Source organism: Mycobacterium sp. IS-1264, assembly GCF_001954195.1.
Lineage (GTDB): Bacteria > Actinomycetota > Actinomycetes > Mycobacteriales > Mycobacteriaceae > Mycobacterium.
Map to the genome: position 1 here is coordinate 23355 of NZ_MBES01000076.1, position 26235 is coordinate 49589.

A 26235-nucleotide genomic window follows, 5' to 3' on the forward strand; every position below is an offset into this window, starting at 1 on the left:
TCGGTCGCCTCACCTACAGTTGCTGCTGTGTTCGTCACCGGCGACAGCATCGTCTACAGCGCATCGGATCTCGCGGCCGCCGCCCGCTGCGAGTACGCGTTGCTGCGCGATTTCGACGCGAAGCTGGGTCGCGGCCCCGCCATCGTGGTCGAGGACGAGCTGCTCGAACGCACGGCCGCCTTGGGCGACCGGCATGAGCAACGCGAGCTCGACCGGCTGCGCGCGGAGTTCGACGATGCGGTCGCGATCATCGGCCGTCCGGCCTACACGCTCGAGGGGCTGACCGCCGCCGCCGAGGCGACCCGGCGCGCCATCGCCGACCGCGCGCCGGTGGTGTATCAGGCCGCGATGTTCGACGGCCGCTTCGTGGGATTCGCCGACTTCCTGGTCGCCGACGGCGAGCGATATCGCCTCGTCGACACCAAGCTGGCCCGCTCCCCCAAGGTCACCGCGCTGTTGCAGCTGGCCGCCTACGCCGACGCGCTGGCCGGCATGGGCGTCTCGGTCGCGCCGGACGCCGAACTGCGACTGGGCGATGGGTCTGTCGTGCGCTATCGCGTCTGCGACCTGATCCCCGTCTACCGGTCCCAGCGCGCGCTCCTGCAACGCCTGCTCGACGACCACTACGCCGCGGGCACCGCGGTGCGCTGGGAAGACGACGGGGTGCGGGCATGCTTTCGTTGTCCGCTGTGCGAGGAACAAGTGCGCGCCACCGACGACCTTCTGTTGGTCGCCGGCATGCGAGTAAGCCAGCGGGACAAGCTCATTGACGCCGGCATCACCACGGTCGCCGGGCTGGCCACGCACCGCGGGCCGGTGCCCGATCTGACGCCCGGCACACTGGCCAAGTTGACCGCTCAGGCGAAACTGCAAGTCCTGCAACGCGACACCGGTATCCCACGATTCGAGATCGCCGATCCCCAGCCCCTGGCGCTGTTGCCCGAGCCCGACCCCGGCGACCTGTTCTTCGACTTCGAGGGCGATCCGCTGTGGACCACCGACGGCCACGACTGGGGTCTGGAATATCTCTTCGGCGTCTTGGAAGCCGGGGCCGCGGGCACGTTCCGGCCGCTGTGGGCGCACACCCGGGTCGACGAACGCAAGGCACTGACGGATTTTCTGGCGATGGTGGCCAAACGCCGCAAGCGTCGCCCCAACATGCACATCTACCACTACGCGCCGTACGAAAAGACCGCCCTGCTGCGCCTTTCCGGTCGGTACGGCGTCGGCGAGGACGAGGTCGACGAGTTACTGCGCAGCGGGACGTTGGTCGACCTGTATCCGTTGGTGCGCAAGAGCATTCGCGTGGGCGCCGAATCGTTCGGCCTGAAGGCGCTGGAGCCCCTCTACATGGGTGCGCAGCTGCGCTCCGGAGACGTCACCACGGCCGCCGATTCGATCACCTCCTACGCCCGGTACTGCGAGCTGCACGACGCCGGCCGCGTCGACGAGGCCGCAACCGTGCTCAAGGAGATCGAGGACTATAACCACTACGACTGCCGGTCGACACAGGAACTGCGCAATTGGCTACTCGTACGCGCCTGGGAATCCGGCGTCACACCCGTTGGCGCGCAACCGGTTCCCGACGGCACCGCCGTCGAAGACCGCGACCAGTTAGCGGTGGCGCTGTCGACATTCGCCGGCGACGCCGCCGTCGGCGACCGCACCGCGGAGCAGACCGCTGTGGCGCTGGTCGCCGCCGCACGCGGCTACCACCGGCGCGAGGACAAACCGTTCTGGTGGGCGCATTTCGACCGGTTGAACTTCCCGGTCGAAGAGTGGGCGGACAATACCGACGTCTTCGTCGCGGACCACGCGGCGGTGGACGTCGACTGGCACCTGCCGCCCCGCGCGCGAAAACAGCAACGACGAGTCCGGCTGCGTGGCGAGCTCGCACGCGGCGACCTGATGACCAACGTCTTCGCCCTCTATGACGCCCCAGCCCCGACGGCCATGACCGACAACCCCGACCGACGGGCGGCCGGGCGGGCCGAGGTCGTCGAGGCCGACGATCCCGCGTTGCCCACCGAAGTGGTCATCGTCGAGCGAGTGGGCAATGACGGCAACACCTTTCACCAGCTGCCCTTCGCGCTGACTCCCGGCCCACCCGTTCCCACCCTGGCGCTGCGGGAATCGATCGAATCGAGCGCCGCCGCGGTGGCCGCCGGGCTGCCGCACCTGCCGCGCGCCGCGATGATCGACGTCCTGCTGCGCCGCGCGCCCCGAACCCGCAGCGGCGCTCCGCTTCCACGCGGCACCGACACGGCCACCGACATCACCGCGGCGGTGCTGGACCTGGACGCGTCGTACCTCGCGGTGCACGGGCCGCCGGGAACCGGCAAGACATACACCGCCGCCCAGGTGATCGAGCACCTGGTGACGCAACATTCCTGGCGCATCGGCGTGGTGGCGCAATCGCACGCCACGGTGGAGAACCTGCTGGACGCCGTGATCGACGCCGGCCTGGAACCCACCCGGGTCGCCAAGAAGCGCTATGACCGCCACGCCCCGCGCTGGCAGGAGATCGACAGCGGCGACTATGCGGCCTTCATCGCCGGCTCCGCGGGATGCGTGATCGGCGGCACCGCATGGGATTTCGCCAATCCGGCCCGGGTCCCGCACGGCAGCCTGGATCTGCTGGTCATCGACGAGGCGGGCCAGTTCTGCTTGGCCAACACGATCGCCGTGGCACCGGCGGCCACCAACTTGCTGCTGCTCGGCGACCCGCAGCAGCTGCCACAGGTCAGTCAGGGCACCCATCCGGAGCCGGTCGACACTTCGGCGCTCGATTGGCTGGTCGACGGCCACCGCACGTTGCCCGACGAACGCGGATACTTCCTGGACCGCTCGTACCGGATGCACCCGGCGGTCTGCGCCGCGGTCTCGGCGCTGTCCTATGAGGGCCGATTGCATTCCCATGACAAGCAAACCGCCGCGCGGCAGCTGGACGGATGTCAGCCCGGCGTCCATGTGCTTCCCGTTGCCCACCAAGGAAACTCGATCGAAAGCCGCGAGGAAGCCGACGCGATCGTCGCCGAGATCCAGCGTCTGCTCGGGGCCGCGTGGACCGACGAGCGCGGCACCAGGCCGCTGACCGCCGCCGACGTGCTGGTGCTCGCACCGTACAACGCCCAGGTGGCGCTGGTGCGCCGGCGGCTCGCGTCGGCCGGTATGGGAGCGGTCCGGGTCGGAACTGTTGACAAGTTCCAGGGCGGGCAGGCGCCGGTGGTCTTCATCTCGATGACGGCCTCATCCGTCGACGAAGTGCCGCGCGGGATCTCGTTCCTGCTCAACAGGAATCGGCTCAACGTCGCGGTCAGCCGGGCGCAGCACGCGGCCGTGATCGTGCGCTCGGAGCAGCTGACCGAGTACCTGCCCGGCACGCCCGCGGGCCTGATCGACTTGGGCGCTTTCCTGGCGCTGACGGCGACGGGCTAGCGACCGGACGAATGCCGACCGTAGCCGGTGGGCTCGTCGTCGGGATCGGGTCGGTAGTGCTGTCCTCGCGGCGCCTCGCCGGCGGACTCGAACGGCGCGGACTCGAAGGGCGCAAACTCGGCGACGGGGCGGAAGCTGCGCCCGATGTCAGAGCCGTTGTGCGCGAAGCCGATAGGTTGCGCTCGCGGCGCAGCTATCGGCGCCTCTGGTGGGGGCGCGATGTCCGGCTCGCGATGCAGGATGAACTCGACGTAGTCGTCGTCATCGTCGTCGTAGTCGTGGTCGACGAGGTCCTCATCGGCCGATGCCGACGACGCGACACCGACCACGAAGAGCGCGGCAACGATCCCGAACAGCGCGATGAACGCGGGCAGCAGCAGCGATTGTGACATCGCGGCGGAGAACGGCTCGCGGAGGAAGCCGGGCAGCTGCAGGGTGACAGCACCCTCGGCAGCGTCGCCGGTGGTTGCCCGCGCCGGCATCTGGGCACTGATCCGCCACGTCATGAACGCGGCCATCGCCGCGCTGCCGAGCACGGCGCCGAGCTGGCGCACCGAGTTGTATACGGCGGAGCCCGCGCCGGCCAGATGCCCCGGCAGGTTGCGCGTCGCGGTGGCGGTCAACGGCGACCACACGAACGCGCTGCCGATGCCGATGACGCCGAACGGCAACAGCAGCCGCCAGATCGGCGTGTCCGGGGTCATCTCGAACACCAGCCACGTGAGCCCGATCGCCACCAGCGAAAAGCCGAAGCCGAGCACGGGCCGCGGGTGATATCGGTCGACCATCACGCCGGCGAACGGCGCCAGCACGCCGTTGGCGAGCGCCACCGGCGCGATCACCAACGCCGAGCGCGTGGGCGAGAGCCCGCACACCGCCTGCGTGTAGAACATCAGCGGCAGCATCGTGGCCGTCGACGCGAACGCGATGACGGCCGCCCCGGCGTTGCAGAGGCTGAAGTCGCGGTCGGCAAAGATGTCCAGCGGTATCAGCGGCTCGCGCGTGTTGACGGCCTGCCAGTAGACGAACACCGACATGCATCCGACACCGGCGACGATCGTCGCCCAGATCCACGGTTGCCATTCCGCGGCCTGGCCCTCCTGCAGGCCGAAGACGATCAGGAACATGCCGATCCCGGACAGCGCGACACCGATCAGGTCGAATCGGTGCGCCTCGGTCGGCAACGCGGGCACCAGCCACAGCGCAATCCCCAGCCCGATGACGCCAATGGGGACGTTGACGAAGAAAATCCACTGCCACCCCAGGCCGCCGACCAGCGCTCCGCCGGCCAGCGGCCCGACCAGGGTGGCGACGCCCGCGGTGGCGCCCCACAGGCTGACCGCGACACCGCGCCGCTCCGGCGGGAAGATGCGGGTGATGGTCGACAGGGTCTGTGGGGTGAGCACCCCGGCGCCGATGCCCTGCACCACGCGGGCGGTGATCAGCATGGCGACACTGCCGGACAGCCCACACCACAGCGACGCCGCCGTGAACAACGCAAGACCGGCCAGGTAGAGGTTTTTGGTGCCGAACCGGTCCCCGAGCCGGCCGGCGACCAGCAACACCACCGCATAGCCCAGCAGATAGGCGCTGGTCACCCAGACCACGGAGGCGTACCCGGTGTGTAAGTCGGCCATGATGGTCGGGTTGGCGACCGCGACGATGGTCGAGTCGACCATGATCATGAAAAAGCCGATCATCATCGCCCAGAGCGCGTTCCACGGGTTGGCGTTTGACGGGAGCGTGAAACTCCAGCGCCCGGTGGGCTCGGCACGACGAGGCCCTGCGCGCCGGGTTTCCCCGGCCCACCTGGGCGACGCCGTGGTCATGCCCTCACCTCGCTTCAGCTCCCCGACGATGCTCTCCGGTCCATTCGGGCGCCGCATCCCCCGAACTGGTCGACCGGCGTGCCCCATGAGCGGGGTGCTACACCCTGTATCCAGCGTGCATTATTCCGCGCGAGGCAATTAGCGGCAGCCGCGGATCGAATGCCAGGCGAAAAGGCGCGCTTTCCGGCCCCGCTCGTGTGCAGCAAAATGCGCGTTAGCCTGAAAGGACGCAATAGGTCAGGGAGTTGGTCTTGAAAAGATCCGAGAGAAGGTCCGAACGCGGGTTTGCGCCCGATGCGCTGCCGGCCGCGGAGGGCGGTCGGCCCAAGGCATCCGCGCGCGCATTGGCGCAGGTCATCGAGCGTAGCTCCCGGCTCCAGGGCCCGGCCGCGGCGGCCTACGTGGCCCGGCTGCGGCGGGCCCACCCCGGTGCCAACCCGGCCGAAATCGTCGCCAAGCTGGAAAAGCGCTACCTGGCCGCGCTGACGGCCAGCGGCGCCGCGGTGGGTTCCGCGGCCACATTCCCCGGGGTCGGGACGTTGACGGCGATGACCGCCGGCGCCGGGGAAACGGTGTTCTTCCTCGAGGCCACCGCGGTGTTCGTGCTGGCGAACGCCGTGGTGTATGGCATTCCGGCCGACCACCGCGAACGGCGCCGCGCCCTGGTGCTTTCCGTTTTGGTCGGGGACGACAGCAGGCGCGCGATCGGCGAGTTGATCGGACCCGGGCGCACCAACGGTGGCTGGCTGGCGGAGGGCATGGCCACGCTGCCGCTGCCGACGTTGTCGCGGTTGAACACGCGGATGCTCGGATACTTCGTCAAGCGGTACACCGTGCGACGTGGCGCGCTGATGTTCGGCAAGATGCTGCCGGTCGGCATCGGCGCCGCGGTCGGCGGCGCCGGCAATCGCATGGTGGGCAAGAAGATCGTTCGCAACGCCCGCCAGGCATTCGGTGTCCCGCCGGCGCGCTGGCCGGCCCCCCTGCGCGTGCTGCCGCCCGTCCACGAAGCCGGCTAGCCGCCGAGCGTGAATGGTCCGTCTAGCGAATTGCGGGGGAAGCGATAGCCTTTATGGGTCGGAAACGTCGAGGAGCGCCGCGGGTGTGAAGTGACGGGTCAACCGGGGTGCGAGAAGTCGCAGGCGCCGCGCAATGCGCTTGCAAAACAAAGGAATTGAGGCGAACAGCGGCCGTGAGCAACATAAGTTCACCATTCGGGCAAAACGAATGGCTGGTCGAGGAAATGTACCGCAAGTTCCGCGACGACCCGTCGTCGGTGGACCCGAGCTGGCATGAGTTCCTGGTCGACTACAACCCCGAGCCCGCCTCCGACACACCCCCGAGCGCGCCGGCCGACGGACAGGCCGAAGCAAAGACCGCTGCGCCAGAAGCCAAGCCGGCTGTGCCAGAAGCCAAGCCCACGCCACCCGCGGGCAATGGCGCCGCGGTGCCCGCGGCACCGGCCAAAGCCCCTACTCCCCCGCCGGCCGAGGGCGACGAGTTGCAGGTACTGCGTGGCGCCGCCGCGGCCGTCGTCAAGAACATGTCCGCCTCGTTGGACGTGCCGACGGCGACCAGCGTGCGGGCCGTTCCGGCCAAGCTGATGATCGACAACCGGATCGTCATCAACAACCAGCTCAAGCGCAACCGCGGCGGCAAGATCTCCTTCACCCACCTGCTGGGCTATGCGCTGGTGCAGGCGATCAAGAGTTTCCCGAACATGAATCGCCACTACGCCGAGGTCGACGGCAAGCCCACCGCGGTCACACCCGCCCACACCAACCTGGGCCTGGCGATCGACCTGCAGGGCAAGGACGGCAAGCGCTCGTTGGTGGTCGCGGGCATCAAGGGCTGCGAAAACATGCGGTTCGCGGAGTTCGTCTCCGCCTACGAGGACATCGTGCGGCGCGCCCGCGACGGCAAGCTGACCGCCGAAGACTTTGCGGGAGTGACGATTTCGCTGACCAACCCCGGCACCATCGGCACCGTGCACTCGGTGCCGCGGCTGATGTCCGGGCAGGGCGCCATCATCGGCGTCGGCGCGATGGAATACCCCGCCGAGTTTCAGGGCGCCAGCGAGGAACGCATCGCCGAGCTGGGTATCGGCAAGCTGATCACGCTGACTTCGACGTATGACCACCGCATCATCCAGGGCGCGGAATCCGGCGACTTCTTGCGCACCATTCACGAGATGCTGCTCTCGGATGCCTTCTGGGACGAGATCTTTCGCGAGCTGAGCATCCCGTATCTGCCGATCCGGTGGAGCACCGACAACCCCGACTCGATCGTCGACAAGAACGCCCGCGTCATGGAGTTGATCGCGGCCTACCGCAACCGCGGGCATCTGATGGCCGACATCGACCCACTGCGGTTGGACGGCAGTCGCTTCCGCAGCCACCCCGACCTCGAGGTGCTGACCCACGACCTGACGCTGTGGGACCTCGACCGGGTGTTCAAGGTCAACGGCTTCGCCGGGGCCGAGTACAAGAAGCTGCGCGACATCCTGGGCCTGCTGCGCGACGCCTACTGCCGGCACATCGGCGTGGAGTACACCCACATCCTCGAGCCCGAGCAGCAGGCGTGGCTGGAAGAGCGGGTCGAGACCAAACACGTCAAACCGACTGTGGCCGAACAGAAATACATCCTGAGCAAGCTCAACGCGGCCGAGGCCTTCGAAACCTTCCTGCAGACCAAGTACGTCGGGCAGAAGCGGTTCTCGCTCGAGGGCGCCGAAAGCGTGATCCCGATGATGGACGCGGCCATCGACCAGTGCGCCGAGCACGGCCTGGACGAAGTGGTCATCGGAATGCCGCACCGCGGCCGGCTCAACGTGCTGGCCAACATCGTCGGCAAGCCGTACTCGCAGATCTTTTCCGAATTCGAAGGCAACCTGAACCCGTCGCAGGCGCACGGCTCCGGCGACGTCAAGTACCACCTCGGCGCCACCGGCGTGTACCTACAGATGTTCGGCGACAACGACATTCAGGTGTCCCTGACCGCGAACCCGTCGCACCTGGAGGCCGTCGACCCGGTGCTGGAAGGTCTGGTCCGCGCCAAGGAGGACCTGCTGGACAAGGGCGACAGTGAGGACGGCTTCTCGGTGGTGCCGATGATGCTGCACGGGGACGCCGCCTTCGCCGGCCAGGGTGTGGTCGCCGAGACGCTGAACATGGCCCTGCTGCCCGGTTATCGCGTCGGCGGCACCATCCACATCATCGTCAACAATCAGATCGGCTTCACCACCGCGCCGGAGTACTCCAGGTCCAGCGAGTACTGCACCGATGTCGCCAAGATGATCGGGGCGCCGATCTTCCACGTCAACGGCGACGACCCGGAGGCGTGCGCGTGGGTGGCGCGGCTGGCCGTGGACTTCCGGCAGAAGTTCAAGAAGGACGTCGTCATCGACATGCTCTGCTACCGGCGGCGTGGCCACAACGAGGGCGACGACCCGTCGATGACCAACCCGATCATGTACGACGTCGTCGACACCAGACGCGGCGCCCGCAAGAGCTACACCGAGGCCCTGATCGGCCGCGGCGACATCTCGATGAAGGAGGCCGAGGACGCGCTGCGCGACTACCAGGGCCAACTGGAGCGGGTCTTCAACGAGGTCCGCGACCTAGAGAAGCACGGCGTGCAGCCGAGCGCCTCGGTCGAGGCCGACCAGATCGTGCCTGCGGGGCTGTCCACCGCGGTGGACAAGTCGCTGCTGGCCCGCATCGGCGACGCGTTCCTGGCGGTGCCGGAGGGTTTCTCCGTGCACCCGCGCGTGCAGCCCGTGCTCGAGAAGCGCCGGGAGATGGCCTACGAGGGCAAGATCGACTGGGCCTTCGGCGAGCTGCTGGCCTTGGGGTCGCTGGTCGCCGAGGGCAAGCTGGTGCGGCTGTCCGGACAGGACACCCGGCGGGGCACCTTCTCCCAGCGGCATTCGGTGATCATCGATCGCTACACCGGCAAGGAATTCACGCCGTTGCAGCTGCTGGCGACCAACCTCGACGGCAGCCCGACCGGCGGCAAGTTCCTGGTCTACGACTCCCCCCTGTCCGAATACGCCGCCGTGGGCTTCGAGTACGGCTACACCGTGGGCAACCCGGACGCGGTGGTGCTGTGGGAGGCGCAGTTCGGCGACTTCGTCAACGGCGCGCAGTCGATCATCGACGAGTTCATCAGCTCCGGTGAGGCCAAGTGGGGCCAGTTGTCCAACGTGGTGCTGCTGCTGCCGCACGGCCATGAGGGGCAGGGACCCGACCACACCTCCGCCCGGATCGAACGCTTCCTGCAACTGTGGGCGGAGGGTTCGATGACGATCGCGGTGCCGTCGACGCCGTCGAATTACTTCCACCTGTTGCGCCGGCACGCGCTCGACGGAATCCAGCGTCCGCTGATCGTGTTCACGCCGAAGTCGATGCTGCGCAACAAGGCCGCGGTCAGCGACATCAAGGACTTCACCGAGATCAAGTTCCGCTCGGTGCTGGAGGAACCCACCTACGAGGACGGCATCGGCGATCGCGGCAAGGTCCGGCGGATCCTGCTGACCAGCGGAAAGATCTACTACGAGCTGGTCGCACGCAAGGCCAAGGACAACCGGGACGACGTCGCGATCGTGCGCATCGAGCAGCTCGCGCCCCTGCCGAAACGCCGGCTGAATGAAACCCTCGACCGCTATCCGAACGCCGGCGAGTTCTTCTGGGTGCAGGAGGAGCCGGCCAACCAGGGCGCCTGGCCGCGGTTCGGCCTGGAACTGCCCGAGTTGCTGCCGGACAAGCTGACCGGCCTCAAGCGCATCTCCCGCCGGGCCATGTCGGCGCCCTCGTCCGGGTCATCGAAGGTGCACGCCGTCGAGCAGCAGGAGATCATCGACACCGCGTTCGGCTGAGCTCTTCGGCCCGGTGCGGCCGATACCCCGGGTACCGGTTAACCTCAACGGGAGCCGACACGAGGAGGGTGCTCATGCAGGGATTCGCCGGCAAGGTCGCGGTGGTGACCGGCGCGGGTTCGGGTATTGGGCAGGCGCTCGCCATCGAGCTGGGACGTTCGGGGGCCAAGCTGGCGATCAGCGACGTCGACACCGAAGGACTGGCGCAGACGGAAGAGCAGCTGAAGGCGATCGGCGCGCCGGTCAAATCCGACCGGCTCGACGTGACCGAGCGCGAGGCCTTCCTGGCCTACGCCGAGGCGGTCAACGAGCATTTCGGCAAGGTGAACCAGATCTACAACAACGCCGGCATCGCCTTCACCGGTGACATCGAAATCAGCCAGTTCAAGGACATCGAACGGGTGATGGACGTCGACTTCTGGGGAGTCGTCAACGGCACCAAGGCGTTTCTGCCGTACGTGATCGCCTCCGGCGACGGCCACGTCGTCAACATCTCGAGCGTGTTCGGGCTGTTCTCGGTGCCGGGCCAGGCGGCGTACAACGCGGCGAAGTTCGCCGTCCGCGGCTTCACCGAGGCGCTGCGACAGGAGATGAACCTGGCCCGCCACCCGGTGGCGGTGACAACGGTGCACCCCGGCGGCATCAAGACCGCGATCGCGCGCAACGCCACCGCCGCCGAGGGCCTCGACCGCGACGACCTGGCCAAGCTGTTCGACAAGCGACTGGCCCGGACCAGCCCCGAGCGGGCAGCCAAGATCATCCTCGAGGCGGTCCGCAAGAAGAAGGCCCGGGTGCTGGTCGGCACGGACGCCAAGCTATTGGACGTCATGGTGCGGGTGGCGGGCCCGTATTACCAGCAGCTGTTCGGCCCGGTGATGGGCCGCTTGATGCCCAAGCCCTGACCCTCAGCGGCCCAGCGGGTGTTCGGCCAACCACCCGCCGGCCACCGCACGCGGGTCGGCGCCGCCGTCCACCTGCCGGCGCATGTCGGCCAGGGCCGCGGTGTCCAGCACGCCGGCCACTTCGTTGATCGCCAGCAATTGCCGGTCTTTGAGCGCATTGCGGCGATACAACGGCACCACGTTCTCGGCCTGGATCAGTGCCGGCTTCCCGTCGGCCAGCGCGACGAGGTCGCCGGGAATGGCGGGATCGGCGGTGGTGGTCCATCCCGCGGTCAGCTGTCCGGCCCGCACGGCGGCGAACATCGTTGTGTCATCCGGGAATTCGCGCGGCGTGGCGAGCCGGCAGGTGCCGACCGACGCGGGCGCATGGCGGCCGGCGACGATGCCGAGAGCCAGCCCGTCGCAGTGTTTCGGCAGTGCGCTGAGGTCCGCGCTGAGATCGGTTCCGGCCCAGGCCTTCGCGGTGGATTGACTCACCAGCAGCACGGGTTTGTCCTCGGCGGCGGTGGTGTAGTCGCCCGCCAAGACGCCCTCGGGCAACGCCGCGATCATCGCGCGGTAGACGGCCGCGTCGGAGAGCACCGCTGCGCCGGGCTGCAGGGTCCGCAGCACCTCACCGGTCAACGCGGGGACGATGGTGACCGCGCCGGAGTCCAGTCGCGCCATCGGGTGGTCAGCCGCCTCGGTTCGCGCACCGAAGCCGTAGGAATGCAGGGCGGCGGCGTAGACGGCGGCAAGCAGCATCGACTGGGAGTCGCGGCCGGATCCAACCACCAACTCGGGCGCCGGGCGGTGGTCCTGGGTGTGGGTCGCGCAGCCGGCCGCCCAGAGAAGCACAGCGAGTGCGGCGGCGATCAGCGGCGCTACCGGCCGGCGGGTTTTCACCCCGGGCTGTCAGCGGCGGTGGCCACCGCGGCCGAAACCGCCTCCCCGACACGCAGATCCAGCGGACTCGGGACGATCCGGTCGGGCGCCAGGTCGTCGCTGACGACCGAGAAGATCGCCTCGGCCGCGGCGATCTTCATGCTCTCGGTGATTCGGCGAGCGCCGGCGTCCAGCGCGCCGCGGAAGAGCCCGGGGAACGCGAGCACGTTGTTGATCTGGTTGGGGAAGTCGCTGCGGCCGGTGGCCACCACCGCCGCGTACCTGGCGGCGACGTCGGGGTGAATTTCCGGGTCGGGATTCGACAGCGCGAACACGATTCCGCCGGGTGCCATGGTGGCGATCAATTCTTCGGGAACCACACCCGCCGACAGCCCGAGGAACACGTCGGCCCCGGCGAGCGCCTCGACCATGCCGCCGGTGAGACCGTCGGGATTGGTGCATCGCGCCAGGTCGGCCTTGACGACGTTCATGTCGTCGCGGCCGGTGTGCAGGATGCCACGCGAGTCGAGCACGGTGATATCCGAAACTCCCGTTGCGAGAAGAAGTTTCGAGCAGGCCACGCCGGCCGCGCCCGCGCCCGATACCACCACGCGCAGGCTCGACATGTCACGGCCGAGGACCTTGCTGGCGCCCATCAGTGCCGCAAGCACGACGATCGCCGTGCCGTGTTGGTCGTCGTGCATCACGGGGCAGTCCAGCGCTTCCACGGCGCGGCGTTCGATCTCGAAGCAGCGGGGCGCGGAGATGTCCTCCAGGTTCACGGCACCGAACGTCGGGCGCAGGCGCACCAGGGTGTCGATGATCTCGTCGGGGTCCTTGGTGTCCAGCACGATCGGGATCGCGTCCAGCCCGGCGAACTCTTTGAACAGCCCGCATTTGCCTTCCATCACCGGCAGCGACGCGGCCGGTCCGATGTCACCGAGGCCCAGTACCGCGCTGCCGTCGCTGACCACGGCCACCAGTCGGCTCGCCCACGTGTAGCGCGACGCCAGGGTGTGGTCGGCGGCGATCGCACGACTGACTTGCGCCACGCCCGGGGTGTAGGCGATCGACAGCGCGCGCTGCGTGTCCAACGGGGTCGTCAGGCCTAGGGAAAGCTTGCCGCCTACATGTGCCTCGAAGATGTCCGCGTCGGTGATGACGCCGTCCTCGGAGCGAGTCTGTATCGATTCAAGCAATTCGGACACGGGCCCAGGGTACTGACTACCCGTTAGTAGGCCTAATTTGGGACCTGGGTCAGATCAGGCCAAGCTCGGTGACCGCTTTGCGCTCGTCGGCCAGTTCGGCGGTCGACTTGTCAATGCGGCCGCGGGAGAAGTCGTCGATCTCCAGACCGGTGACGATGCTCCAGTTGCCGTCCTTGGTCGTCACCGGGAACGACGAGATCAGGCCCTCCGGCACGCCGTACGAGCCGTCGGACACGACGGCCATCGAGACCCAGTCGCCGTCCGGACTGCCCAGCAGCCAATCCCGGGCCGCATCGGTGGTGGCCGAAGCGGCCGAGGCGGCCGACGAGGCGCCGCGCGCGTCGATGATCGCCGCGCCGCGCTTGGCGACGGTCGGGATGAAGTCGTCCTCGATCCAGCTCTGGTCGCCGACGACCTCGGCCGCGTTCTTCCCCTTGACCTCGGCGTGGAAGATGTCGGGGTACTGGGTGGCCGAGTGGTTGCCCCAGATCGTCATCTTCTTGATGTCCGTGACGGCCGCACCGGTCTTCTTGGCCAGCTGCGAGATCGCCCTGTTGTGGTCGAGGCGGGTCAGCGCGGAGAAGCGCTCCTTCGGGATGTCCGGCGCGTTGCTCAGCGCGATCAGTGCGTTGGTGTTGGCCGGGTTGCCGGTGACGCCGATGCGGATGTCGTCGGCGGCAACCGAGTTGAGCGCCTTGCCCTGCGCGGTGAAGATCGCGCCGTTGGCCTCCAGCAGGTCGCTGCGCTCCATGCCCGGCCCGCGCGGACGTGCGCCGACGAGCAGCGCCAGGTTCACGCCGTCGAAGATCTTGTTGGGGTCCGCGCCGATTTCGACACCCGCCAGCAGTGGGAACGCGCAGTCGTCGAGCTCCATCACGACGCCCTCGAGCGCCTTGAGCGCCGGCTCGATCTCGAGCAGCCGCAGCTCGATCGGGCGCTCGGGCCCCAGCAGCGAACCGCTGGCCAGGCGGAACAACAGGCTGTAGCCGATCTGGCCGGCGGCGCCGGTGACGGCGACCTTCAGAGGACTTGCACTCACTTCTGGTACTCCTATGGAGAAAGTCGGTTCATGGGTATTTCGGTCCGCGTCGAAACTAGCGCACCCCCATGCGGCGGCAGTCATGCACCCGCGGCTGCCAGGCACTTTCTCCTGCCTTGTCGTGCCCGGACGCGTAGCATTGACCACCGCTCGCCCAGGCCTGCGCAGTGATTGGAGGTTGAGGTGTTCCAGGGATTCGACGCGTTGCCGGAAGCGCTGAGACCGATCGCGAAGCCGCAGCCCACACATCAGCATGCGCACCCCGAGCCGCGGCCCGCCGAGCCGCTGGTCGACTGCGGTGTCTACGTCGAAGGGCACCGGATGGCGGGCAAGTACAGCTATACGGCCGCGTTGGACAAGGTCCGCGAAATCGAAGTCACCGGCCAGTCGGCGTTCGTGTGGATCGGGCTGTACGAGCCCGACCAGACCCACATGCAGGAGATCGCGGACGTTTTCGGCCTGCACCCGTTGGCGGTCGAGGACGCGGTGTGTGCCCAGCAGCGACCAAAGCTGGAGCGTTACGACGACACGATGTTCCTCGTCTTGAAGACGGTCAACTACGTGCCGCACGAGTCCGTTGTGCTGGCTCACGAGATCGTCGAAACCGGCGAGGTGATGATCTTCGTCGGCAAGAACTTCGTGATCACCGTCCGCCACGGCGAGCACGGCGGCCTGTCGGACGTGCGCAAGCGGTTGGACGCCGAGCCCGAGCATTTGCAGTTGGGTCCGTTCGCGGTGATGCACGCCATCGCCGACCACGTCGTGGATCACTATCTCGAGGTGACCGCGCTGATGGAGACCGACATCGACGGCATCGAGGTCGTCGCGTTCGCGCCGGGCAGCAAGCTCGATGTCGAGCCGATCTATCTGCTCAAACGGGAGGTCGTCGAGCTGCGCCGGTCCGTGAACCCGCTGTCGGCCGCGTTCCAGCGCATGCAGACCGAGGGCAAGGACCTGATCTCGAAGGAAGTCCGGCGCTACATGCGCGATGTCATCGACCACCAAACCGCGGCCGCGGATCAGATCGCCAGCTATGACGACATGCTCAACTCGCTGGTGCAGGCCGCGTTGGCCCGAGTCGGCATGCAGCAGAACAACGACATGCGGAAGATGGCGGCCTGGGCCGGTATTTTGGCGGTCCCCACCATGGTTGCGGCCATCTACGGGATGAACTTCCATTTCATGCCCGAGCTGAACTGGACGTGGGGTTATCCGGCCATCATGGCCTTGATGATCGTTTCCTGCCTGGTCCTGTACTTCCAATTCCGCAGGAACAACTGGCTGTAGGGCTTAGTGCCCCGCACCAGCGTCGAGTGTGCTTACTGGGCTGCGGGTGTGCGTCCAGGTCGCCGTGGGCGCACACTCGATGAGGCGCATCAGTTGGGTTGCGCCGCAGGGCGATTCGGATCCAGCACGTCCACGCCGTCGTTCTGCCACGCCTGACGCATGGCCTCGGCGCCCTTGAGCCGCACCCAGGCCGCTTCGGTCGCGGTGATGGGGGTCGCCGATAAAAACTCGACCGGGTCGCGCGGCGGCTCCAGCGGCAGATCCGGAATGTCGCTGCGGCCCAACAACACCGCGGTGAACGGCGCGCGCCCCGAGGGCCGCGCCCACAACGGCGAGCCGAGGTCGATCAGCGCGTCGGCGGCCAGTATCACGCCGTCGACGGCGGGCGTGGCCGCCAGGATGGCAAGGCTGCGAGCGATGCCGGTGACCGGACCGGGATCTTGCAGCCGCAGCACGACCTCGGCGCGTGGGCCGCGCAAATGATCGACGAGGATTTCGGTCGGATCGCCCATCGGATGGCGCGAACAGCCCAGCGACACATAGTGCGTCAATCCGTCGCCCCGGAACCGCAACACCTCGATGGTCTCGGTGCCCAGAAATGTCACGCTCGCCGAATCGGGCTCGGACTCGATCCCGGCGTCGGCGAAGTAGCGGCGCAGATGCGCCCGCACCTGATCCAGCTGCTGTGTCACTCGGGTAGTGGCACGGTCAGGTTGACCCCGGAGTCCGCATCGAAGACAGCGAGTTTGGTGGTGTCGAACGCCAACTCGATCGAGCCCCCGATCGCCGCCTTCGACTCCGCGGGAACCCTTGCCACGAACTGGTTTTCGTGCACTTCGCCCTGCGCCTCCAGCTCGTCCAGCTGAGCCGCGTGCACGGCCGGGCCCGTGGTGGTGAAGTACAGGTACTTGTCGGCGCCCAGCGATTCGACCAAGTCGACCTTGACCTCGAAGGTCAGCGCCCGGATGCGTTGGTAGGCATCGATCAGCGCGGCATCGGCCAGATGCTCGGGTCGCACCCCGACAATGACGTTTTCCGGTTCGGGGTGCGCCGCGATGGTCTCCTGGACATCCGGCGTCAGCGTCACCTCCCCGACGGGCAGGGTGAGTCCCGTCGGTGTCAGGGTGGCGGGGAAGAAATTCATCGCGGGCGAGCCGATGAAACCCGCGACGAACAGATTGGCCGGGCGCTCGTAGAGCTCGTCGGGGGTGCCGATCTGCTGGGCGACACCGCCGTGCATCACCACCACGCGGTCTCCCAGCGTCATCGCCTCGGTCTGGTCGTGGGTGACGTAGACGGTGGTGGTGCCCAGCTTGCGCTGCAGTCGGGCGATCTCGCCGCGCATCTGAACCCGCAGCTTGGCGTCCAGGTTGGACAGCGGTTCGTCCATCAGGAAAGCCTTGGGATGGCGCACAATTGCCCGGCCCATCGCGACGCGCTGCCGTTGCCCACCCGACAACTGGGACGGCTTGCGGTCCAGGAGCTCGGTCAGGTCAAGAATTTTGGCGGTCTCGGAGACCTTCTGCGCGATGTCGGGCTTCTTCATCTTCGCCAGTGTCAGCGGGAAGGCGATGTTCTGCCGCACGGTCATGTGCGGATAAAGCGCGTAGGACTGGAACACCATTGCGATGTCGCGGTCCTTGGGCGCCTTCTCGTTGACCCGCTCGCCGTCGATACGCAACTCGCCCGACGAGATATCCTCAAGCCCGGCAATCATATTCAACGTCGTCGTCTTGCCGCAGCCCGAAGGCCCGACCAGAATCAGGAACTCGCCGTCGGCGATGGTGACATTCAGGTCCTGCACCGCTATTGCCCCGTCGGCGTACGTCTTGTTCACGTGCTCCAGCACAATCTCGGCCATCGCGCTACCCCTTCACAGCGCCAGAAGTCAACCCGGCGACAATCCGTCGTTGGAAGATTAGAACAAAGACGATGATCGGGATCGTGATCACGACGGCACCGGCCGCGATCGATCCGGTCGGCTCCTCGAACTGCGAACTGCCACCGAAGTTCACGATCGCCACCGGCGCGGTGATCGCGGCCTTGGTGGCGGTCAGCGACAGCGCCAGCAGCAGGTCGTTCCACGCGAAGATGAACACCAGGATCGCCGCGGTCACCAGTCCGGGCGCCGCGAGCGGGACGATGACCTTGCGGAAAGCCTGCCCCGGCGTCGCGCCGTCCATCTTGGCCGCCTTCTCCAGATCCCAGGGCACCTCCCGGAAGAACGCCGATAGCGTGTAAATGGCAAGGGGCAACGCGAAAGTGATGTAGGGCAGGATCAAGCCCGGCCAGGTGTCGAACAAGCCGAGGAACCGCTCGATGTTAAACAACGGCGTGACCAAGGAGATCGCCGGGAACATGGTGATCAACAGCGCGGCGCCGACGAGCGCGCGCTTGCCGGGAAAGTTCAACCGGGCTATCGCGTAGGCCGCCATCGCACCCAGCACGACCGCGATTAGGGTGGTGATCAATCCGATCCCGATGGAGTTGATCAGCGCCGAACTGAAGATGTCGCCCCGGAAGATGCCGCGATAGTTGGCCAACGTCACCGACGACGGAATCAGCTTGCCGTCCTTGACCGTTGACGTCGGTTTGAGCGACAGGCCGAGAATCCACAGCACCGGAAGCAGCGCGTACACCACCACGGCCGTGTCGACGACCGCCCACACGGCGGTGCGGCGCCTATCCATCGACGCCACCGCCCGGTGCCGCGGCGCCGAAGACTTTGATGTAGACGAGCGCGATCACACCCACGCAAATGAAGATCAGCACGCTGATCGCCGAGCCGATCCCGACGTTGAAGCCCTTGAACAGGTTGTCGTAGCCCAAGATTGACACCGATCCCGTGTTGTTGGCGCCGTTGGTCAGCACGTAGATGTTGTCGAAAATGCGGAATGCGTCCAGCGTGCGGAAGAGCAGCGCTACCACCACCGCGGGCTTGATGATCGGCAGGATGATCCTGGTCAGTCGCCGCCACGCGCCCGCGCCGTCGACCTGGGCAGCCTTCAGCAGATCCTCGGGCACCAAGGCCAGACCGGCCAGCAACAGCAGCGCCAGGAACGGCGTGGTCTTCCAGACCTCGGCAATGACGACGATGCCCAGCGACGGGATGCGCTCGGTCAGCGGCGCACTACCCTGCGGCAGCAGGTTGGCCAGATATCCGGTGCCCGGCGTCCAGGCGTAGTACCAGCTGTACGACGCGACCACCGTGACGATGCCGTACGGGATGAGCACCGCGGTGCGCACCACGCCCTTGCCGACCAGCGTGCGATGCATCACCAGCGCCAGCGCCAGGCCCAGCACGAACTCGATAGACACGGACACCACTGTGATCGCCAGGGTCACGGCCAGCGCCGTCCACCAGTAGCGATCGCTCAAGATTGTTTGGTAGTTGCCCAGGCCGATGAAAGCGGTGTCGTTTGGAGTGGCCAGGTTGTTGCGCTGCAGGCTCAGCCAGATCGCGTAGCCGATCGGATAGGCGGTCACCGCAACCATGAGCACCGTCGCGGGTGCGACGAGCATGAATGCGAGTCGCCGTTCGGAGGTCTCAACGGCGCGGGTCACGGCAGCAGCCCCTTCCCGTCGATGGCCTTCTGCACCTGGGCGGTGAGCCGGTCGGCAGTGGAGTCCGGGTCGATCTCGGTGATGGGGCTCAGCGTCGACGCGAGCCGGATGGCCACCGCCTGATAGGCCGGCGTGGCGGGGCGGACCGCGGCGTCGGTGAGCTGCTGGCGAATGACGGTGTACATCGGGTACTTGGCTTGGAATTGCGGATCGGAATACAGCGAGCTCCGCACGGCCGGCAGGCCGCCCGCGATCGCAACGTACTTCTGGCTCTGCAGGCTGCGCAGGCAGCGGACTGCTTCGAACGCCTCGGCGCGGTGACGGGTGGTGCTGGCCACCGCCAGGTTGAGCCCGCCAATCGTCACCCGGGCCGGCCTGCCGGGCGCGATGCCGGGGTAGGGCGCGAAACCGAACACCTGCTTGCTGGCGTCGTAGGCGATGCGGAATTGCTCGTCATTGGGTACGAACGCGCCGACGCCGTTGACCGTGCCGGCCAGTTCGGGATTCCGGTTGAGCGGAAGGAAGTCCACGCCCCCCTTCACCGCGTTCTCCAGCATGGACGGCAGCACGAATGGCCAGTTGACTTCCAGTGCGGCCCTACCCTGTTCGACCGCCAACCGCGCCGCGGCCTCGTCGGTGCGGGTGATCGACGGATCGGCGCCGGGCGCGGTGGCCACCGATTTGAGAATGCGCAGCGCGTTGACCGTGGCGGCGCGGTGGGTGGGCGTGTCGGTCAGGGTGACCTGTCGGCCGTCCTCGGAGAGCACCTGACCGCCGCCGCTCACCAGCAGCGTGTTGAACCACACCACCAGCCCCTCGGCCTCGTTGGCCTGCACCGCGATCCAGCTGGGCAGCCCCGCCGCGTGCAACCGGGCCGCCTCGGCCACCATACCGTTCCAATCGCTCGGCGGCTGATTGACCAGATCCGGCCTGTACCAAAGTAATTGGGTGTTGGTAGCCATCGGCGCGGCATACAGCTTGTGCTTCCACCGGGCCGTCGCCAGCGGCCCGGGCAGGGTATCGACGGTCGCGTCGGTCTCGGCCCGCCCGGCGGGGTCGTCGGAGAGCGGCAGCGCCCAGCCCGCCTCGGCGAACTCCGCGGTCCAGATGACGTCCAGCGCCATCACGTCGAGGCTGCGGTCGCGACTGGTCAGCCGGCGGGCCAGCTGCAATCGCTGCTCGCCGGGCGCGCGGGCGAGGCTGATCTGTGCGATGGCGAACCGGCCGCCGAGTTCTTCGGTACAGCGATGGGCCACCTCGGCGAACGTCCCGCCGTCTGTGGCCGGCGTGTAGAAGCTGATCACCAGCTGATGGCCGGTCGAGCCGCAGGCCGACATCGATGCGATCGTCAACGCCGCCAGCAGGATTGCGCGCAATGCGCGCCCGCGACGACTCACTGGATCTGCCTCCGCGCGTCAGATGGCCAGGCGCGCCAACAGATCCCGCGCTTTCTCTGCGTTTTGGGGATCGCAGAGCACGTCGTAGCGGCCGGCCACCAATTGCATCGTTGAGCTGAAATCCCTTGTGCCGCGGGCCATTGAGTACGGAACCGCCGAGGTGATCAACCCGAAGAACACGCCGGCGACTAGGCCGGTGGCCAGCGCGGCCCACGGGTTCGGGCTGAAGAAGCCGAGCACCAACCCGATGAACAGTCCGAGCCAGGCGCCGCTGAGCACCCCGCCGCCGAGCACCTTGGGCCAGGTAAGCCGGCCGGTGACCCGCTCGACCTGCATGAGATCGACGCCGACGATGGTCACCTGCTGGACCGGGAATTGCTGGTCGGATAGGTAGTCGACGGCCCGCTGCGCCTCGGCGTAGGTGGGATAGGACCCGACCGGCCAGCCCTTGGGGGGAGTCGGCAATCCGGGCACACCGCGCCGCCCGGCGCCCGGACCGGTGGGCGTCGCGCCGGGAACCTGCCCGGGCTGGAATGGATTAGTCATCGCCGCTCATTCTCCTCCGGCCTGGAAACGGCTGCATCCCTGACCCTCCCACCCTATCGATGGCTTGCGGCCGCGCCCTCCACCAGCGTGGCGGTTAGATTGATCGGCATGACGGCTCCCGGCGGCGGCGAGAACGCCCACGACGACGCGGCGCGTCCGCCGCGGGCCGGCGAGCCAGGCGGCGAGCAACCGCCTTGGCAACCTCCCTGGGATGCGCCGGCTCCGCCGCCCGCGGCGGACTACCCACCGCCCTATCCACCGCCGAGCTACCCGCCCGGCTATACAGCTGGGTATCCGCCCCCCGCCTACGGGCCGCCCCCGGAATACCCGCCGCTGGACTATCCGCCGCCGGGCTATCCCGCGCCGGGCTACCCTCAACCTGGCTATCCCGCGCCGGGCTACCCCCAACCTGGCTATCCCCCACCGGGCTATCAGGGTTATGGGCCGCCGCCGGAGATGCAGCCTGGGATGAACGGGCTGGCGATCGCCTCCCTGATCTCGTCGTTCACCGGCGTGTTCTGCTGCATCGGCGGGATCCTCGCCATCGTGCTGGGCGCGATCGCACTCGGCCAGATCAAGCGGACTCACCAAGACGGCTACGCCCTGGCGGTCGCGGGCATAGTGATCGGCGTCGCCACATTGATCGTCGTCTTGATCGTCGCGATCTTCGCGATGCATCGTTAGCGGCGCGGGTCGCTGACACCGCGGCTGCCGTGCGGCCAGCGGCTGCCTAGGCTCTGTTGCATGGGATCGGTCAACCGGGTGTACGCCGCGCGGCTCGCGCGAATGTTGGTGCTGGGTCCACTCGGTGAGAACTTCGGGCGCGTGCGCGATGTCGTGATCAGCATCAGCATCGTGCGTCAGCAACCGCGGGTGCTGGGGCTGGTCGTCGACCTGGCCACCCGCCGGAGCATCTTCATTCCGATACTGCGGGTCGCCGCGATCGAGCCCAACGCGGTGACCCTCAACACCGGCAACGTGTCCCTGCGTCACTTCGAACAGCGGCCGGGCGAGGTCCTGGTGATAGGCCAGGTGCTCGACACCCCGGTCAAGGTCAACGACCCGGAACTGCCGGAGCTGGCCGGCGTCGACGTCGTGGTCACCGACCTGGGAATCGAGCAGACGCGAACCCGGGACTGGATGGTGCACCGGGTGGCCGTCCGCGGCCAACGACGGCTGGGGCGGCGCGGCCCCGTGCACGTCGTGGACTGGCAGAGCGTGCAGGGACTGACACCGTCTGCGCTGGCGTTGCCGGGTCAGGGAGTGGCCCAGCTGCTCGAGCAATTCGACGGGCGAAAACCAGTCGATGTCGCCGACACGATCCGCGGGCTGCCGCCCAAGCGGCGCTACGAGGTGCTGCGGGCGCTCGACGACGACCGGCTGGCCGATGTGCTGCAGGAGCTCCCCGAACTGGATCAGGCCGACGTGCTGTCGCAGCTGGGCACCGACCGATCGGCCGATGTGCTGGAGGAGATGGACCCGGACGACGCCGCTGACCTGCTCGGCGTGCTGAATCCAACCGACGCCGAGATGTTGCTGACCCGCATGGACCCCGACGAATCCGAACCGGTGCGTCGGCTGCTGACGCACTCCCCCGACACCGCGGGCGGCCTGATGACCTCGGACCCCGTCGTGCTGACACCGGACACGTCGGTCGCCGAGGCGCTGGCCCGGGTCCGCGACCCCGACCTCACCGCCGCGCTGTCGTCCATGGTGTTCGTGGCGCGTCCGCCGACGGCCACCCCGACCGGGCGCTACCTGGGCTGCATTTCGTTGCAGCGACTGCTCCGTGAGGCGCCGGCGGAGTTGGTCGGGGGGATCGTCGACAGCGATCTGCTCACCCTGACACCGGAGACCCCCCTGGGCGCGGTGACCCGCTACCTCGCCGCCTACAACCTGGTATGCGGACCGGTGCTCGACGACCAGAACCATCTGTTGGGCGCGGTAACCGTGGACGACCTGCTCGATCACCTGCTGCCGCACGACTGGCGCGTCGACGTGCAGCAGCTGGACACCGCCGGCCGTATCGAACAACGACTGGGAGGATCCGCGTGAGCAGATCCACGGCACCGCGAAGGCTGTATACCCCGCGGACGTCGCGCAGGTATTCGCCGCGGCTGGACCCCGAGACCGTCGGCCAGATCACCGAGTCCATCGCGCGGTTCTTCGGCACCGGCCGCTACCTGCTGATTCAGACCATCATCGTGATCGGGTGGATCGTGCTGAACGTATTCGCCGCCTCCCTGCGCTGGGACCCGTATCCGTTCATCCTGCTCAACCTGGCCTTCTCCACGCAGGCTGCCTACGCGGCGCCGCTGATTCTGCTTGCGCAGAACCGTCAGGAGAACCGCGACCGGGTCGCGCTCGAAGAGGATCGCCGGCGCGCCGCGCAAACCAAGGCCGATACCGAGTATCTGGCCCGGGAGCTGGCCGCGCTGCGCCTGGCCGTCGGCGAGGTGGTGACCCGCGAGTACTTGCGTCACGAGCTCGAGGATCTCCGCGCTTTGCTGACCGATCTGCAGCGGGAAACCCCGGACGAACAGACCGCGCAGGCGCGCGACGACCTGGAGCGGGCCACCAAGAAATCAAGATGAATCGCAAATCAACCATTGCGCCACTCCCGTAACGGGAGTTATGTAGGGTGACAAGTTCACGAGGCTAAGAAGAGGTTTCCGGCAGCTCACATACTCATCCGACAGCTCACATACTTAGGACGGTCGAGTGCGCATAGGGGGACGCTGGGGTGCACGCCCGGCCGCCGCGGCGGCCGCGAATCGGGCAGCCGGCGTAACGCGGACACCGGCATTCGGGGTAGCGGTGATCACTCCGTTGGTATTAGCCGGGGCGGTTGGCGCGGCGGCTCCGCCGCTACACGGAAAAGGCCCGATCCCGTCCGTGCACGCCGTCATCAGCCCGGTAGCTGCGGTTTCCCCCGCCGTGCCCGACCTGTCCGGCCCGGCCGTCATCGCGATCGACCACGCGCCGACCGCCTTCCACGTCGCCGCGGGAGCCGCCTCGGCACCGCCGCCGCCGAGGATCGTGAACGCGCCCGGCGCACTTGGCATCCCGATGATCGCGCTGACGGCCTACCGCAGTGCCGAACAGAAGATGGCCGTCGAGGCCCCGGGGTGCGGCATCAGCTGGAACCTGTTGGCGGGGATCGGGCGCATCGAGTCGGGCCACGCCGGCGGTGGCGCCGTCGACGCGCGCGGCACCGCGGTCGTTCCGATATATGGACCCGCTCTTGATGGCACGCTGCCCGGCAACGAGGTCATCCTGCAGAGCAGCGTCGGCAACCGCCCCAGCTACGCCCGCGCGATGGGACCCATGCAGTTCTTGCCCGGGACGTGGGCGCGCTACGCCTCGGACGGCAAGGGCGACGGCACCGCCGATCCACAAAACCTGTTCGACGCCACGCTCGCGGCCGCCCGCTACCTGTGCAGCGGCGGGCTCAACCTGCGCGACCCGGCACAAGTGATGTCCGCGATCCTGCGCTACAACAACTCGATGCCGTACGCCCAGAACGTGCTGGGATGGGCGGCCGCGTACGCGACCGGCGTCGTCCCGGTCGACCTGCCGCCGATCACCGGGCCGCCGCCGCCGCTCGGCGACGCGCACGACGAGCATCCCGAGGGCCTGGGCCCCAACCTGCCGATGAACATCAATGGCCTGCCCATTGACGATCCGCTGGCGCGGATGCCGCTGATCGACTTCGGCCCGCAGCAGCCTCTCGGCCAGCCACCGATGTTCCCGTGGCAGTCGCCCAACACCGGAGCACCGGCGCAGACGCGACAGCCCGGCTGCACGCTGATCTGCATCGGCCCGCAAAACTCGCCGCAAGCCGGGCCGCAGTTCGGCCCGCCGGCTCCCCCGCCGGCGCCCCCACCGCCACTAGCCCCACCACCGCCGGATGCCGTCCCGCCGGCCGCGCCGCCGGTGGCCGGCCCCGCCGCGGCTACGCCCAACGCCGCGGGAGCTCCCAACGCGGCGGGATCGCCGAACGCCTCGGCGTCACCCAGGCCGGCCGGCCCGGCGTCGAACGCCGCGGCCAACCAGCCGGCAGTGGCCCCGGCGGCCTGACCCGTCGGCCGACCGGCCGCAGCGCGAGCCGCCTACACTCGGCGGTGATGTCCCGTCATGACCCCGCAGGTTCGCAAGCGGACCTGAGCGCAACCATCCGCACCGCCCTGAGCAAGGTGATCGACCCCGAATTGCGGCGTCCCATCACCGAACTCGGGATGGTCAAGAGCATCGACGTCGCCCCAGACGGCGGCGTGCACGTGACGATCTACCTGACCATCGCCGGCTGCCCGAAGAAGAGCGAAATCAGCGAGCGGGTAACCCAAGCCGTCGCCGACGTTCCCGGCACCGGCGCGGTGAAGGTCAGCCTGGACGTGATGAGCGACGAACAGCGCACCGAGCTGCGCAAGCAGTTGCGTGGCGATGCCCGCGAGCCCGTCATCCCCTTCGCCCAGCCGAGCTCCACGACCCGCGTCTACGCCGTCGCCTCCGGCAAGGGCGGCGTCGGCAAGTCGACCGTCACCGTGAACCTCGCCGCGGCGATGGCCGCCCGCGGCCTGGCGGTGGGCGTGCTCGATGCCGATATCCACGGCCATTCCATTCCGCGAATGATGGGCACCACCGCCCGGCCCACCCAGGTCGAGTCGATGATCCTGCCGCCGATCGCCCACGAGGTGAAGGTCATCTCGATCGCGCAGTTCACCGAGGGAAACACGCCGGTGGTATGGCGGGGCCCGATGCTGCACCGCGCCCTGCAACAGTTCCTGGCCGACGTCTACTGGGGCGATCTGGATGTGCTCCTGCTCGACCTGCCGCCGGGCACCGGCGACATCGCCATCTCGGTGGCCCAGCTGATCCCGAACGCCGAGATTCTGGTGGTGACCACACCCCAGCTGGCCGCGGCCGAGGTCGCCGAGCGGGCCGGCAGCATCGCGCTGCAGACCCGTCAGCGCATCGCCGGCGTCGTGGAAAACATGTCGGGGCTGATGCTGCCGGACGGCTCGACGCTGCAGGTCTTCGGCGAGGGCGGCGGCCAGCAGGTCGCCGAACGGCTCTCGCGCGCAACCGGCGCCGACGTGCCGCTGCTGGGCCAGATCCCGCTGGACCCCGCGCTGGTGGAGGCCGGTGACGCCGGCCTCCCGATCGTGCTGAGCGCGCCCGACTCGCCGGTGGGCAAGGCGCTACGCGGCGTCGCCGACGGCTTGTCGACGCGGCGGCGCGGCCTGGCCGGAGTGTCGCTCGGCCTCGATCCGACCAAGCGCTGA

Annotated in this window: 20 protein-coding genes; 10 read left to right on the plus strand and 10 right to left on the minus strand. The window is 68.0% G+C overall.

Annotated elements, in window-relative coordinates:
* Positions 1 to 27: 27 nt before the first annotated feature.
* Positions 28 to 3438: a TM0106 family RecB-like putative nuclease gene (locus A5744_RS19935; RefSeq protein ID WP_076063994.1), complete on the plus strand. Its 3411-nt coding sequence runs from the start codon at positions 28 to 30 to the stop codon at positions 3436 to 3438.
* On the opposite strand, the gene A5744_RS19940 is transcribed toward A5744_RS19935, so the two are convergent.
* The gene (locus A5744_RS19940) at positions 3435 to 5267 is read right to left on the minus strand and encodes a DHA2 family efflux MFS transporter permease subunit (RefSeq protein ID WP_076064058.1); all 1833 of its coding nucleotides are present in this window, start codon (positions 5265 to 5267) and stop codon (positions 3435 to 3437) included. The two genes, A5744_RS19935 and A5744_RS19940, sit on opposite strands and share 4 nt — an antisense overlap.
* Positions 5268 to 5566: 299 nt before the next feature.
* Here A5744_RS19940 and A5744_RS19945 point away from each other — a divergent pair, with 299 nt between their 5' ends.
* The 3 genes from A5744_RS19945 (at position 5567) to A5744_RS19955 (ending at position 11045) form a co-directional block, all read left to right on the plus strand.
* Positions 5567 to 6286 carry a hypothetical protein gene (locus tag A5744_RS19945; protein WP_076064060.1) on the plus strand — a complete coding sequence of 240 codons (720 nt, stop codon included), beginning with the start codon at positions 5567 to 5569 and terminating at the stop codon, positions 6284 to 6286.
* 173 nt (positions 6287 to 6459) lie between these two features.
* Positions 6460 to 10143 carry a multifunctional oxoglutarate decarboxylase/oxoglutarate dehydrogenase thiamine pyrophosphate-binding subunit/dihydrolipoyllysine-residue succinyltransferase subunit gene (locus A5744_RS19950; RefSeq protein ID WP_076063996.1) on the plus strand — a complete coding sequence of 1228 codons (3684 nt, stop codon included), beginning with the start codon at positions 6460 to 6462 and terminating at the stop codon, positions 10141 to 10143.
* Between the two features lie 74 nt (positions 10144 to 10217).
* A complete protein-coding gene (locus tag A5744_RS19955; RefSeq protein WP_076063998.1) occupies positions 10218 to 11045 on the plus strand; it encodes an SDR family oxidoreductase in 828 nt (275 codons plus the stop codon).
* 3 nt (positions 11046 to 11048) lie between these two features.
* Here the strand turns inward: A5744_RS19955 and A5744_RS19960 are convergent, their stop codons facing one another.
* The 3 genes from A5744_RS19960 to A5744_RS19970 are packed head-to-tail and all read right to left on the minus strand — an operon-like array spanning position 11049 to position 14156.
* Positions 11049 to 11930: a glycine betaine ABC transporter substrate-binding protein gene (locus A5744_RS19960; protein ID WP_076064002.1), complete on the minus strand. Its 882-nt coding sequence runs from the start codon at positions 11928 to 11930 to the stop codon at positions 11049 to 11051.
* Positions 11927 to 13117, minus strand: a complete 1191-nt coding sequence (locus A5744_RS19965) for an NADP-dependent malic enzyme (RefSeq protein ID WP_076064004.1) — start codon at positions 13115 to 13117, stop codon at positions 11927 to 11929. Before A5744_RS19965 ends, A5744_RS19960 begins: the two co-directional genes overlap by 4 nt.
* 49 nt (positions 13118 to 13166) lie before the next feature.
* A complete protein-coding gene (locus A5744_RS19970; RefSeq protein ID WP_076064006.1) occupies positions 13167 to 14156 on the minus strand; it encodes a malate dehydrogenase in 990 nt (329 codons plus the stop codon).
* Between the two features lie 183 nt (positions 14157 to 14339).
* On the opposite strand from A5744_RS19970, the gene corA reads away from it, so the two are divergent.
* Positions 14340 to 15443, plus strand: coding sequence for a magnesium/cobalt transporter CorA (gene corA, locus A5744_RS19975; RefSeq protein WP_076064062.1), 1104 nt, complete (start codon positions 14340 to 14342; stop codon positions 15441 to 15443).
* 89 nt (positions 15444 to 15532) lie between these two features.
* On the opposite strand, the gene A5744_RS19980 is transcribed toward corA, so the two are convergent.
* From A5744_RS19980 to A5744_RS20005, 6 genes are all read right to left on the minus strand, one after another.
* Positions 15533 to 16135, minus strand: coding sequence for a suppressor of fused domain protein (locus A5744_RS19980; protein WP_076064008.1), 603 nt, complete (start codon positions 16133 to 16135; stop codon positions 15533 to 15535).
* Positions 16132 to 17304: a sn-glycerol-3-phosphate ABC transporter ATP-binding protein UgpC gene (ugpC, locus tag A5744_RS19985; protein WP_076064010.1), complete on the minus strand. Its 1173-nt coding sequence runs from the start codon at positions 17302 to 17304 to the stop codon at positions 16132 to 16134. Before ugpC ends, A5744_RS19980 begins: the two co-directional genes overlap by 4 nt.
* Positions 17305 to 17308: 4 nt before the next feature.
* Positions 17309 to 18133 (minus strand): carbohydrate ABC transporter permease, encoded by an 825-nt coding sequence (locus A5744_RS19990; protein ID WP_076064064.1) that lies wholly within the window; start codon positions 18131 to 18133, stop codon positions 17309 to 17311.
* On the minus strand, positions 18126 to 18965 hold the full coding sequence (locus tag A5744_RS19995) for a sugar ABC transporter permease (protein ID WP_076064066.1): 840 nt from the start codon (positions 18963 to 18965) through the stop codon (positions 18126 to 18128). The genes A5744_RS19990 and A5744_RS19995 overlap by 8 nt, the downstream gene beginning before the upstream one ends.
* Positions 18966 to 19003: 38 nt before the next feature.
* Entirely contained in the window at positions 19004 to 20344 is a 1341-nt protein-coding gene (locus A5744_RS20000) for an extracellular solute-binding protein (RefSeq protein ID WP_083679352.1), read from the minus strand.
* 78 nt (positions 20345 to 20422) lie between these two features.
* Entirely contained in the window at positions 20423 to 20950 is a 528-nt protein-coding gene (locus A5744_RS20005) for a general stress protein (protein WP_076064014.1), read from the minus strand.
* A 108-nt stretch (positions 20951 to 21058) separates the two neighbouring features.
* Between A5744_RS20005 and A5744_RS20010 the strand changes: the two genes are divergently transcribed.
* From A5744_RS20010 to A5744_RS20030, 5 genes are all read left to right on the plus strand, one after another.
* The gene (locus tag A5744_RS20010; protein WP_076064017.1) at positions 21059 to 21634 is read left to right on the plus strand and encodes a DUF4190 domain-containing protein; all 576 of its coding nucleotides are present in this window, start codon (positions 21059 to 21061) and stop codon (positions 21632 to 21634) included.
* Positions 21635 to 21694: 60 nt separating this feature from the next.
* Positions 21695 to 23005 carry a CBS domain-containing protein gene (locus A5744_RS20015; RefSeq protein WP_076064019.1) on the plus strand — a complete coding sequence of 437 codons (1311 nt, stop codon included), beginning with the start codon at positions 21695 to 21697 and terminating at the stop codon, positions 23003 to 23005.
* Positions 23002 to 23544 (plus strand): DUF1003 domain-containing protein, encoded by a 543-nt coding sequence (locus A5744_RS20020; RefSeq protein ID WP_076064021.1) that lies wholly within the window; start codon positions 23002 to 23004, stop codon positions 23542 to 23544. Before A5744_RS20015 ends, A5744_RS20020 begins: the two co-directional genes overlap by 4 nt.
* A 127-nt stretch (positions 23545 to 23671) precedes the next feature.
* Positions 23672 to 25030 carry a lytic murein transglycosylase gene (locus tag A5744_RS20025; protein WP_083679350.1) on the plus strand — a complete coding sequence of 453 codons (1359 nt, stop codon included), beginning with the start codon at positions 23672 to 23674 and terminating at the stop codon, positions 25028 to 25030.
* 47 nt (positions 25031 to 25077) lie between these two features.
* Positions 25078 to 26235, plus strand: a complete 1158-nt coding sequence (locus A5744_RS20030; protein WP_139329405.1) for an Mrp/NBP35 family ATP-binding protein — start codon at positions 25078 to 25080, stop codon at positions 26233 to 26235.